This is a genomic window from Salinibacterium sp. NYA9b (assembly GCF_976973725.1).
Window position 1 is genome coordinate 2,487,457 of sequence record NZ_OZ333476.1, and the last position, 11,882, is coordinate 2,499,338.

Here is an 11,882-nt window from a genome sequence, read left to right on the forward strand (position 1 = left end):
CATACGATGTGGAACTATGCACTGCCTGGAAGTGATCCGCACGCACGTGGCGGCGAAATGTTGAACTAGAAGAGTTTGTCACATCCACGCATTTACTGCAACCCGGGCGTGTCGGATTTTTACGGCACCGATCGGTGTCGTCCTGCTGACGGCGTGATGCCTCGATGTGAGCATCCGCTACCGCCTGATAGCGGGACTTTTGGGGAGCCTCAGGCCAACGGCCGCACCAACTCGTGAACGCCATCCACAAAGACGCTGGAGACCAGGGGGACCCCCGGCCGGTACGCCAGATGACGGTAGTGCGGGGCATCCAGAATCTGGGCATTCGCTCGTGCACCGACCGCTAAACGACCCACGTCATCGCGGCGGAGCGACTCGGCTCCCCCGAGCGTCGCCGCTGTCACCGCCTCGAGCGACGTCATCCCCATCTCGCGCACCGCGAGGGCAATGCAGAACGGGAGGGATGAGGTGAAACTTGAGCCGGGATTGCAATCGCTGGCGAGCGCAACGGTCACTCCCGCGTCGAGGAGTCGCCGGGCATCCACGAACGGATGCTTGGTGGAGAACTCGACACCGGGAAGAAGTCCGGCGACCGTGCTGCTGCCGGCGAGCGCCTGCACATCGTCATCGCTGAGATAGGTGCAGTGGTCGACACTCGCTGCGCCAAGCTCGACCGCGAGTTGCACAGCACCTGACTCCGCCAGTTGAGCACCGTGCAGACGAGCGCCCAAGCCACGCGCCTGCCCGGCCGTGATGATGGCGCGCGTCTCCGCCTCGGTGAAGGCACCGCTGTCGCAGAACACGTCGATCCAGCGCGAATGGGGAGCGCACGCCTCGAGCATGTCGCCCATGACCAGGTGCACGTAGGCGGCGCGATCGTCCGCGTACTCGGTCGGCACGACATGCGCACCCAGAAACGTGGTCTCGTCAGTGAGCGTGGCCGCGAGCCGCAACATCCGCGCCTCATCTGCAACGCTCAGACCGTAGCCGCTCTTGATTTCGACCGTCGTCGTGCCCTGGCGGCGCATCTCCGCAACCAGAGCGGTCGCGTTCGCGAGCAACTCAGCGTCAGTCGCTGCGCGCGAAAGTGCGACCGTGCGACGGATTCCGCCCGCCTCGTAGCGACGGCCAGCCATGCGATCCTCAAACTCATCCGAGCGGTCCCCTGCGAAGAGGATGTGGCTGTGGCTGTCGACAAAACCAGGAAGGACACAGCGGCCTGCGGCATCCACTCGCCTGTCGGCAGCAGGAGCATCGGCCGAAGCACCCCACCACGCCACCCGGCCCTCGTCGAATACCAGAGCGGCAGCGGAGATCTCGGGACGCTCTTCATCATGCGTGAGCAAAAGCCCAATGTTCTCGATCACCGTGCTTGTCATCGCAGCGAAACTCCCGCGATTGCTTCGAGGACGCAGAGCGCCACCAGACGCACCGTTCGTTCGTCAGGAGCGTCAGCGGCGGCATCCACCTCGACCAAATCGATCGAGGAGACTGCCGGATGCGCGGCAGCGAGCCGTGCAGCCGTGCGCAACTCAATCGCCGAGATGCCACCCGGCACCGACGCGGGGCAACCGGGAGTGACCGAGCGATCACACACATCGACATCAAGATCGACGTGGATAGACCCGCCCGCTGCGCCAGCAATCTCCAGCGCCTGCGCCATCACCTCGTCCATCGAGCGCGAACGCAACTCGTCGCGAGTAATGACCGTGATTCCTGCCTCGCGCGCCCGCTCGGCGTACGCCAGCGAGTTCGCGAGCGGCTCAATACCGATCTGCACCACACGGCTTCCATCGAGGCCGGCCTCAAGAAGGCGACGCACGGGTGAACCATTACTGGTGCCGTCTCGTAGGTCGTAGTGAGCATCGAGCGTGATCAATCCAGCCGACTCGATCTCTGAACCCCACCGTCCCAACGCCGTCGGAACCGTCGCCGCATTGTCTCCACCCAGGGCGATAACGAGCTCAGCCCGCAACTGCGCCACCGCATCAATCGCACCCTGCTCATTCAGATCAGGCTCGCGCACGGTGCCGGCGTCTACGATCCGAAGATCAGACAGCGCGGCATAACGACGAAGTGCCTCACGAACCGCAGCGGGAGTCGTGTGAGCCTGCGTCGGCGAGAGTGACGTGCGCGACGTCGGCATACCGATGAGTGCGACATCCGCCCACTCGTCGTCAACCGGCGAAGGCCAATCCCCCGCACGCGGCCACAGCGGATCAGCGTTGAGCATTGTGACCCTTCGTGAGCGGAGCCTCGTTCATGGGGATGCGAACGCCGAGATCATCAGCGACCGCAATAGCTTCATCGTAGCCAGCATCGACGTGACGGATCACGCCCATACCGGGATCGTTCGTGAGTACGCGCTCAAGCTTCTGGGCAGAGAGCTCGGTGCCGTCAGCGACCGTCACCTGACCGGCGTGGATCGACCGGCCGATGCCCACACCGCCACCGTGATGAATGGAGACCCACGTTGCGCCCGATGACGTGTTCACGAGCGCGTTGAGCAGCGGCCAGTCGGCGATGGCGTCCGAACCATCCTTCATGGCCTCGGTCTCCCGATACGGCGACGCGACAGAGCCGCTATCGAGATGATCGCGCCCGATCGCCAGCGGTGCGGCCAGCTCTCCCGACGCCACCATCTCATTGAACTTCAGCCCAGCCTTGTCGCGCTCGCCATAGCCGAGCCAACAGATGCGGGCAGGAAGGCCCTGGAAGTGCACGCGCTCTCCCGCAAGCTTGATCCAGCGCGCGAGCGATTCGTTCTCAGGGAACAACTCGAGAATCGCCTTGTCTGTCTTGTGGATGTCGCTGGCTTCGCCACTGAGAGCGGCCCACCGGAACGGGCCCTTGCCTTCAGCAAACAATGGACGGATGTAGGCCGGCACGAACCCGGGGAAAGCAAACGCATCGGCATACCCGGCCGCAAGCGCCTCGGTACGCAAGTTATTGCCATAGTCGAAGACCTCGGCACCCTGACGTTGGAAGCCCACCATCGCTTCGACGTGGATCGCCATCGACTCGCGGGCGCGCTGGGCGAAGTCAGGATGGCTGCGGGCACTCTGCCAGTCGTGGAATTCCACGCCGAGAGGAAGGTACGCGAGAGGATCGTGGGCGCTCGTCTGGTCAGTGACGATATCGACCGGCGCACCCATGGCCAACAGCTCAGGGACGGCAGCAGCCGCATTGGCGAGCACCCCAATCGAGAGCGGCTTCTTCGCATCGCGCGCGGCAACAGCGAGTTCGACCGCGTGCGCGAGCGACTTCGCCTCAACGTCGAGGTAGCCGTGATCGATGCGACGCGTGATGCGGCTCTGGTCAACATCAACACAAATCGCAACACCGTCGTTCATGGTTACGGCAAGCGGTTGAGCCCCACCCATGCCTCCGAGGCCAGCCGTGAGGGTAATGGTGCCAGCGAGAGTGCCGCCAAATCGCTTAGCCGCGACTGCAGAGAAGGTCTCGTAGGTGCCTTGCAGAATGCCCTGCGTGCCAATGTAGATCCATGATCCTGCTGTCATTTGGCCGTACATGGTGAGGCCAAGCTGCTCGAGCCGACGGAACTCATCCCAGTTGGCCCAGTCGCCAACCAAGTTGGAGTTTGCCAACAACACCCGTGGAGCCCACTCGTGGGTCTGCATCACACCGACGGGCTTGCCTGATTGAACCAGCAGCGTCTCGTCACCTTTGAGGGTCGTGAGCGAACGAACAATCGCGTGATAGCTGGACCAATTACGCGCAGCCTTGCCCGTGCCGCCATAGACGACGAGATCTTCCGGGTGCTCGGCGACCTCAGGGTCGAGGTTGTTCTGGAGCATGCGCAAAGCACCCTCCTGCTGCCAGCCAAGAGTGTTGAGTGTGGAACCGCGGTGTGCCTGAATCATGACGTCTCCTAACTGAGTTCAGTAATAGTGCGTGCGGCGGACAAGAGCGCACCCGACTGCACAAGCGCAACGCTCGCTGCAATGTCGGGCGCCAAGTAACGGTCGGGCCCTGCAGCGGGAACGTGCTGGCGCAGGTTCGCGATCACCGCCGCTGATACCGGTGACGGTCGCTCGCCACGCATCTCGATCCCGCGTGCCGACGTCAGCAACTCAATGGCGATCACTCGTGATAGCCCATCGATACTGCGGCGAAGTTTCAAACCAGCGCTCCACCCCATGGAGACGTGGTCTTCCTGCATCGCGCTCGTCGGAATTGAATCAACGGATGCCGGAGCCGCCAACCTCTTCATCTCACTGACGATTCCCGCCTGGGTGTACTGCGCGATCATGTGCCCCGAGTCCACCCCGGGATCATCGGCCAGGAACGCGTTGAGCCCGCCGCTGCGATTGCTGTCAAGGAAGCGGTCAGTGCGACGCTCGCTCATGCTCGCAACATCGGCGGCAACAATCGCGAGGAAATCGAGAGCGTAGCCCACCGGCGCCCCATGGAAATTACCGTTGGATTCCAGCCGGCCATCCACCGTCACCACCGGGTTATCGATCGCGCTCATAAGCTCGCGCTCGGCCACCCGACGCGTGTGATCAACCGTGTCGCGCGCCGCTCCGTGCACTTGCGGCGCGCACCGCAACGAGTAGGCATCCTGCACTCGCGTGAAGCCGCCCGTGGCGTGGGCCGCGATCGTGTCCGAGTCGCGCAACACCGCGCGCATGTTGGCCGCCGACTGCGCCTGGCCCGGATGCGGACGAAGGGCGTGCAGATCCTCCGCGAAGACTCGGTCGGTTCCGGCCAAGCCCTCCACGCTCATGGCAGCGGACAGGTCGGCGGTGGTGAGCAACGCCTCAAGATCAGTAATCGCCAACGACAGCATGCCGAGCATCCCATCGGTGCCGTTGATCAGCGCCAAGCCCTCTTTTTCATGCAAGATAACGGGGGTAATGCCGGCAGCTCTGAGAGCTGCGGATGCCGGCAGCTGCTCGCCGGCAACCCGTACGTCGCCTTCGCCCATCACCGCTAACGCGCAGTGCGCGAGCGGAGCGAGGTCACCGGAACAGCCGAGGCTGCCGTACTCACCCACGATTGGGGTGATGCCCGCATTGAGCACTGCCGCATAGGTTTCGGCAACGAGGGGCCGCACACCCGTGCGCCCGGTGGCCATTGTGGAGAGGCGCAGCAACATCGTCGCACGCACCACTTCGTCGGCAATTTCTGCACCGGAACTTGCGGCGTGACTGCGCACGAGTGACCGCTGCAACTGCAGCCGCTGCTCCGGGGCGATGTGTTTCGTCGCCAGCGCGCCAAAACCGGTGGAGACACCGTAGTGCGGGCGAACGTCGTCGGCCAACGCTTCAATCACCGCGCGCGACGCAGCCATTGCGCTCGTCGCCTCGACCGAGATCGCAATCGGCGCACCGTAGCGCGCGACCGCCACAACATCGGAGATGCTCACGGCGCCGACGCCGATGGTCACTGTCTGGCTGGGGGCTGAGGTCATGATCCCAGTGAACGCGCATCGACCCTCCACCACGAGCGGATATCGCGATATGGTGTCTGAAATACCAGACAGGAGTCGAGTGTCCAACATTCCTGCCGCGCGCAACACCATGGCCGTGCTGCGTCACCTCGCGACCCGCAAAGGGCCCGTGCCCGCCTCTGCTTTGGCGCGCGAGCTAGCGCTCCCCCGGTCATCCGTCTACCAGCTGCTTACCGTCATGATCGACGAAGGCTTCGTGGTGCATTACCCGGAAGACCGCACCTATGGGTTGAGCTCGCTCGTCTCCGAGATCGGCACATCTGCGCTGCGTAGCGAACGGCTCTCCGCACTCGCTAGCCCGCTCATGCGGAGCCTCGCGGCTGAAGCCCCGATCCCTGTCGTCGCGCACCTTGCCGTGCTCAGCGGTGCCGATGTCAGTTACGCCGCTCGAGTGCAAGGAACCCGAGCGCCCACTACTGTTTCGGCTGTCGGCGTGAAACTTCCCGCGCATTTGACCGCTACCGGTCGAGCCATGCTCGCGCAACTGACAGCTCCGCAAGTGCGGGCGCTGTATCCCTCACGCAGTAGCCTCACTCGACGCCAGACTGCCGGGCCGAACACACTGGCAGAACTCGACCAGTTGCTGGCTGCGACTCGTGAGCGCGGCTGGGCCAGCGAAGTGGGCGACATCACTGCGGAGTACGCCTCGGTGGGCGCTGCCGCGTTCGACCGCAACGGCTATCCTTCGGCAGCGATCGGGCTGACCTTCAGAACGGATGCCGTCGATGACCAGTGGGACGAGCTCGGTCAGGCCACCGTGGCCGCCGCTCGCGCGCTCACCTCGCGGCTCACCGGCCGCGCTGGTTAAACGACGAAGGGCCGAGCCTTTCGGCTCGACCCTCGTCGTAATTAGTTACTGAGCTTACGCCAGAACCTTGGTTACCTTACCGGCACCTACGGTACGTCCACCCTCACGGATGGCGAAGCCGAGGCCCTCTTCCATGGCGATGGGCTGAATAAGCTCAACGGTCATGTCAGTGGTGTCGCCAGGCATAACCATCTCGGTGCCCTCAGGCAACGTGATGACGCCGGTGACGTCGGTGGTACGGAAGTAGAACTGCGGACGGTAGTTCGCGTAGAACGGGTTGTGACGCCCACCCTCATCCTTTGACAGGATGTATGCGGTTCCCTCGAAGTTCGTGTGAGGAGTAACGGAACCAGGCTTAACAACAACCTGTCCACGCTCAACATCTTCACGCTTGGTTCCGCGGAGAAGCAGACCACAGTTCTCGCCAGCCCATGCTTCGTCGAGCTGCTTGTGGAACATCTCGATACCAGTGACCGTGGTCTTCTGGGTCGGACGGATTCCAACAATCTCAACGTCAGAGTTGATCGAAAGCGTTCCACGCTCGGCGCGGCCCGTAACAACGGTTCCACGACCAGTGATCGTGAAGACGTCTTCAACCGGCATCAAGAACGGCTTGTCCTTGTCGCGGATGGGGTCAGGAACGTTCTCGTCAACAGCATCCATGAGGTCGAGGATGGACTGGGTCCACTTCTCGTCGCCCTCAAGAGCCTTGAGACCTGAAACCTGGACAACAGGAACGTTGTCACCGTCGAAGCCCTGGCTGGAGAGGAGTTCGCGAACCTCGAGCTCAACGAGCTCAAGGATCTCTTCGTCATCTACCATGTCGGACTTGTTGAGTGCAACGAGCAGGTAAGGAACACCAACCTGCTTCGCGAGCAGAACGTGCTCGCGAGTCTGAGCCATCGGTCCGTCGGTCGCTGCAACCACGAGGATTGCACCGTCCATCTGAGCTGCACCGGTGATCATGTTCTTGATGTAGTCAGCGTGGCCCGGAGCGTCTACGTGTGCGTAGTGGCGCTTGGGGGTCTCGTACTCAACGTGCGAGATGTTGATTGTGATGCCGCGTTGACGTTCTTCCGGAGCCGAGTCAATCGACGAGAAGTCGCGCTGCACGTTCGTCGCCGAAGGGTACTTGTCAGCAAGTACCTTCGAGATCGCTGCCGTGAGCGTGGTCTTTCCGTGGTCAACGTGACCGATGGTTCCGATGTTTACGTGCGGCTTGGTCCGCTCGAACTTGGCCTTAGCCACTGTGGGTCCTCCTCAGGACTCGGTTGCTCTGCACCCGACGACTTTTCACTGCCGAATGTTTCGCAAGTTGGTGTGTATCTATGTTAGTTGCGCGCTGGTAGTGCGGCGATTACTCGCCCTTGTTCTTTGCAACAATCTCGTCAGCTACCGCGCGGGGAACCTCAGAGTAACTGTCGAACGTCATCGAGTACACCGCACGACCTGAAGTCTTGGACCTCAAGTCACCGACGTAGCCGAACATTTCCGACAGTGGTACGTGGGCGCGAACGACCTTTACGCCGGTCGCGTCCTCCATGGACTGGATCTGTCCGCGGCGACTGTTAAGGTCACCGATGACATCTCCCATGTACTCCTCGGGAGTACGAACCTCGACCGCCATGAGCGGCTCGAGGAGAACTGGGTCAGCCTTGCGCGCTGCCTCTTTGAATGCCATGGTTCCCGCGATCTTGAACGCCATTTCTGACGAGTCAACATCGTGAGCAGCACCATCGAGGATGATTCCCTTGACGCCGACCATCGGGAATCCTGCGAGGATTCCGACGTTCATCGATGCCTGGAAACCCTGGTCGATTGAGCCAATGTATTCGCGAGGAATACGGCCACCGGTGACCTTATTTACGAATTCGTAAATCTTGTCGCCTTCAACCTCCATCGGCTCGAGCGAGATCTGGACCTTAGCGAACTGTCCCGATCCACCCGTCTGCTTCTTGTGGGTGTAGTCGTGCTTGTCCACAATGCGGCGGATGGTCTCGCGGTACGCAACCTGCGGCTTACCAACGTTGGCTTCAACGTTGAATTCGCGCTTCATGCGGTCTACGAGGATGTCGAGGTGAAGTTCACCCATTCCCTTGATTACCGTCTGGCCAGTTTCCTGGTTCTGTTCGGTACGGAACGTGGGGTCTTCTTCAGCGAGCTTCTGAATAGCAATACCAAGCTTCTCTTGGTCAGCCTTCGTCTTCGGCTCGATCGCTACCTCGATCACGGGCTCAGGGAACGTCATCGACTCGAGAACGACCTGGTCGTTCGGGTCACACAGCGTGTCACCAGTCGTGGTGTCCTTGAGGCCAATGACGGCGTAGATGTGTCCAGCGGTAACGCTGTCGACAGGGATTTCCTTGTTAGCAGCCATCTGGAAGATCTTTCCGATGCGCTCCTTCTTGCCCTTGGTGGAGTTAGCAACAGCTCCACCAGAGTCAAGGTGTCCCGAGTACACGCGAATGTACGTGAGGCGACCGAAGAAGGGGTGCACAGCAACCTTGAAGGCCAGAGCCGAGAACGGCTCCGAAGCGTCAGGCTTGCGGATGATGATCTTGTCTTCATCGCGGGGGTCGCGTGCTTCCATGGGAGGCACATCAACCGGCGAAGGAAGGTAGTCGATAACAGCGTCGAGCATCGGCTGAACGCCACGGTTCTTGAAAGCAGAACCACAGAGAACCGGGTAGATCTCGCTGTTGACGGTGAGCTTACGGATCGCAGCCTTGATCTCAGCAACGCTGATCTCTTCGCCGGCGAAGTAACGCTCCATGATGGCGTCGTCGGTCTCAGCGACAACCTCGAGCAGAGCGGTGCGGTATTCCGCAGCCTTCTCCTTGAGGTCTTCGGGGATCTCTTCGATGGCGTACTTAGCGCCCATCTGAACGTCACCCTTGGAGTCTCCGCGCCACGTGAGTGCACGCATCTCAACGAGGTCAACAACACCCTCGAACTCAGACTCGAGTCCGATGGGGAGCTGAATAACGAGGGGACGAGCACCGAGGCGCTTCACGATGGTGTCTACCGTGTAGTAGAAGTCCGCGCCCATCTTGTCCATCTTGTTGACGAAGCAGATGCGAGGAACGTCGTACTTGTCGGCCTGGCGCCAGACAGTCTCCGACTGCGGCTCCACACCCTCTTTACCGTCGAACACAGCGACTGCACCGTCGAGAACGCGGAGCGAACGCTCCACCTCAACCGTGAAGTCAACGTGGCCGGGGGTGTCGATGATGTTGATCTGGTTTTTGTTCCAGTAACAGGTGACAGCAGCGGACGTGATCGTGATGCCACGCTCTTGCTCCTGCTCCATCCAGTCAGTAGTCGACGCACCATCGTGAGTTTCACCAATTTTGTGGTTTACACCCGTGTAGAACAGGATGCGCTCAGTCGTAGTGGTCTTGCCGGCATCGATGTGAGCCATGATGCCAATGTTGCGGACCTTAGTCAGGTCGGTGAGCACGTCCTGTGCCACAGGTTCCTCCGAAGTATGTTGGTGAAGCGAGAATCTCAAGAGTGAAGCGAGCCAGACAGCGTCTGACCCGCCTCACTGCGAGGTGCTGACTACCAGCGGTAGTGAGCGAATGCCTTGTTCGACTCGGCCATCTTGTGGGTGTCTTCGCGGCGCTTTACAGCGGCGCCAAGGCCATTCGATGCGTCCAAGATCTCGTTGGTGAGACGCTCAGTCATCGTCTTTTCACGACGACCCTTTGCGTAGCTCGTGAGCCAACGCAATGCGAGCGTGTTAGCACGGTGCGACTTGACCTCAACAGGAACCTGGTAGGTCGATCCACCGACACGACGCGACTTGACCTCGAGGGTCGGGCGAACGTTGTCGAGAGCCTTCTTGAGCGTGACAACGGCGTCTTGGCCGGTCTTCTCGGTTACGCCTTCGAGTGCGCCGTAAACGATGCGCTCAGCAAGGCCCTTCTTGCCATCAAGAAGAATCTTGTTGACAAGCTGGCTGACAATGGGTGCGCCGTAAACCGGATCTGCGACTACGGGACGCTTTGGTGCTGGTCCTTTACGAGGCATTACTTCTTATCCTTCTTCGCGCCGTAGAGGCTACGAGCCTGCTTACGGTTCTTAACGGCCTGGGTGTCGAGCGCTCCGCGAACGATCTTGTAGCGAACACCGGGGAGGTCCTTTACACGACCACCGCGGATGAGCACCATCGAGTGCTCTTGAAGGTTGTGACCTTCTCCGGGAATGTAGGCCGTGACCTCGGTGCCGTTAGAAAGCTTGACACGAGCAACCTTGCGAAGAGCCGAGTTCGGCTTCTTCGGAGTTGTTGTGTAGACGCGCGTGCAAACGCCGCGCTGCTGCGGGTTGGACTTAAGGGCGGGAGCCTTGGTCTTGACGACCTTTGGCGTGCGTCCCTTACGCACCAACTGCTGAATGGTGGGCACTAAATTACTCCTTGATTTTGCTGCACGGTGACAGCGTCATGATGGTTAGCATTCGACGTTCTTTTCAGAACACCGAGTTCATCTGGACCCACGCCCCTACCGAACTGATCGGTTGGTTTGCGGGTATGCCGTGGGGGCCAACCGGAAGGTCGAACCCTGTGGTGTGGAGTGACTCGCACCTAAACCCCGCGTGAGCGGTAATCCTCGAGAGGCATGGCTTAAGCGCACGACAAAGCGCACACCTCAGAAAGAATAGCCCCCGGGACAGGCCGGGGTCAAATGGTCACAGCCCACACGCAGGCTCCAGAACGGGGCACGCGAGCACGGTAGAGACTTTAGCGCTGAGCAGCAGTTTTCTCCGCGAGCTCGGCTTCCCACTTGGCACGCGCATCCACGTTGCGTTGCGTGACCTTGCGGCCTCGTCTCGCGACCAGCGCACCCGTCCACAGTGAGACCTCACGGCCAAGCAAACCTGCTGCGATGACTAGTGGATCCGCCAGCGCTGCGAGGAACATTGCATGTGCTTGTTCCGGAGTGTTCTGAATGACTCCGTTGATCAGCAGGAGCGCCCCGACGGTGCCGAAGTACACGACAAGCCCGACGATGATGCTCGAAAAGACGTGCGCCGCCCAGCCTGCGCGGTTCACAATGAGCGCAATCACGATTGCGCCAAGTGCAAAGAAGGCGACGGGAACGTAGAACGACGGCGCCTGCACAAAAGCGACCGCGACTCGGCCGGATGCTGCTGCACCGATGATGACGACAGCGATGGCGAAAACGATCGCGAATGCGACGGTCGATGCCAGCGCAATGAAAATACCGAATCCACGGTTGCCAGCCACCTTGGGCGGCGTCGGCGCAGTCACATAAACGACGCGGGGCTCACTGGATGCTGCGGCTCCTGTCGTCTCGGCAACGGCCGGCTCGGGCTCGGCGATAATTTCGGGCTCAACAACGAGCGCGGGCTCAACAACGGGCTCCGCCTCAGCTTCGAGGGTGGCGTCGTCGTACGCAGCGGACTCCGCGGATGCCGTGGGCACCTCAACGGGGTCGACAAGAGGTGCGACGGGTTCGGAAGCCGCGGGGGTCTCGTCGACAACCACAGCATCCTCAATGTTGTCGTCGTTCTCCGGTGAAGAACCACGCTCTACAGATGGATCGGTCATGACTGATGCCTCCTCGTGCCAGCGAC

General features: G+C 61.1%; 10 protein-coding genes. 1 reads left to right on the top strand and 9 read right to left on the bottom strand.

Translation table 11 applies throughout. The features are described from left to right. Window positions 1–209 precede the first annotated feature (209 nt). The 4 genes from hutI to hutH are packed head-to-tail and all read right to left on the bottom strand — an operon-like array spanning window position 210 to window position 5,437. A complete protein-coding gene (gene hutI / locus ACWFSR_RS12030; protein WP_447522445.1) occupies window positions 210–1,379 on the bottom strand; it encodes an imidazolonepropionase in 1,170 nt (389 codons plus the stop codon). Continuing rightward, the gene (locus tag ACWFSR_RS12035; RefSeq protein ID WP_447522446.1) at window positions 1,376–2,233 is read right to left on the bottom strand and encodes an arginase family protein; all 858 of its coding nucleotides are present in this window, start codon (window positions 2,231–2,233) and stop codon (window positions 1,376–1,378) included. The genes hutI and ACWFSR_RS12035 overlap by 4 nt, the downstream gene beginning before the upstream one ends. Beyond that, window positions 2,220–3,884 (bottom strand): urocanate hydratase, encoded by a 1,665-nt coding sequence (hutU, locus tag ACWFSR_RS12040; RefSeq protein ID WP_447522447.1) that lies wholly within the window; start codon window positions 3,882–3,884, stop codon window positions 2,220–2,222. Before hutU ends, ACWFSR_RS12035 begins: the two co-directional genes overlap by 14 nt. An 8-nt stretch (window positions 3,885–3,892) precedes the next feature. Further along, on the bottom strand, window positions 3,893–5,437 hold the full coding sequence (gene hutH, locus ACWFSR_RS12045) for a histidine ammonia-lyase (protein WP_447522448.1): 1,545 nt from the start codon (window positions 5,435–5,437) through the stop codon (window positions 3,893–3,895). Between the two features lie 79 nt (window positions 5,438–5,516). On the opposite strand from hutH, the gene ACWFSR_RS12050 reads away from it, so the two are divergent. Then, window positions 5,517–6,284 (top strand): IclR family transcriptional regulator, encoded by a 768-nt coding sequence (locus ACWFSR_RS12050; RefSeq protein WP_447522449.1) that lies wholly within the window; start codon window positions 5,517–5,519, stop codon window positions 6,282–6,284. A 54-nt stretch (window positions 6,285–6,338) separates the two neighbouring features. Here the strand turns inward: ACWFSR_RS12050 and tuf are convergent, their stop codons facing one another. From tuf to ACWFSR_RS12075, 5 genes are all read right to left on the bottom strand, one after another. Beyond that, a complete protein-coding gene (gene tuf / locus ACWFSR_RS12055) occupies window positions 6,339–7,532 on the bottom strand; it encodes an elongation factor Tu (RefSeq protein ID WP_197106468.1) in 1,194 nt (397 codons plus the stop codon). Between the two features lie 109 nt (window positions 7,533–7,641). After that, on the bottom strand, window positions 7,642–9,756 hold the full coding sequence (gene fusA, locus ACWFSR_RS12060) for an elongation factor G (RefSeq protein WP_197106469.1): 2,115 nt from the start codon (window positions 9,754–9,756) through the stop codon (window positions 7,642–7,644). A gap of 89 nt (window positions 9,757–9,845) precedes the next feature. After that, window positions 9,846–10,316: a 30S ribosomal protein S7 gene (rpsG, locus tag ACWFSR_RS12065; protein WP_009773140.1), complete on the bottom strand. Its 471-nt coding sequence runs from the start codon at window positions 10,314–10,316 to the stop codon at window positions 9,846–9,848. Continuing rightward, window positions 10,316–10,690 carry a 30S ribosomal protein S12 gene (rpsL, locus tag ACWFSR_RS12070; RefSeq protein ID WP_197106470.1) on the bottom strand — a complete coding sequence of 125 codons (375 nt, stop codon included), beginning with the start codon at window positions 10,688–10,690 and terminating at the stop codon, window positions 10,316–10,318. Before rpsL ends, rpsG begins: the two co-directional genes overlap by 1 nt. Before the next feature lie 335 nt (window positions 10,691–11,025). Further along, a complete protein-coding gene (locus ACWFSR_RS12075) occupies window positions 11,026–11,856 on the bottom strand; it encodes a hypothetical protein (RefSeq protein WP_447522450.1) in 831 nt (276 codons plus the stop codon). Window positions 11,857–11,882 lie beyond the last annotated feature (26 nt).

Excerpts from the sequence above, each read along its gene's own strand:
- ACWFSR_RS12075 (WP_447522450.1), bottom strand. The coding sequence starts at position 11,856 with ATGACCGATCCATCTGTAGAGCGTGGTTCTTCACCGGAGAACGACGAC.
- ACWFSR_RS12035 (WP_447522446.1), bottom strand. The coding sequence starts at position 2,233 with ATGCTCAACGCTGATCCGCTGTGGCCGCGTGCGGGGGATTGGCCTTCG.
- hutI (WP_447522445.1), bottom strand. The coding sequence starts at position 1,379 with ATGACAAGCACGGTGATCGAGAACATTGGGCTTTTGCTCACGCATGAT.
- hutH (WP_447522448.1), bottom strand. The coding sequence starts at position 5,437 with ATGACCTCAGCCCCCAGCCAGACAGTGACCATCGGCGTCGGCGCCGTG.
- rpsG (WP_009773140.1), bottom strand. The coding sequence starts at position 10,316 with ATGCCTCGTAAAGGACCAGCACCAAAGCGTCCCGTAGTCGCAGATCCG.
- hutU (WP_447522447.1), bottom strand. The coding sequence starts at position 3,884 with ATGATTCAGGCACACCGCGGTTCCACACTCAACACTCTTGGCTGGCAG.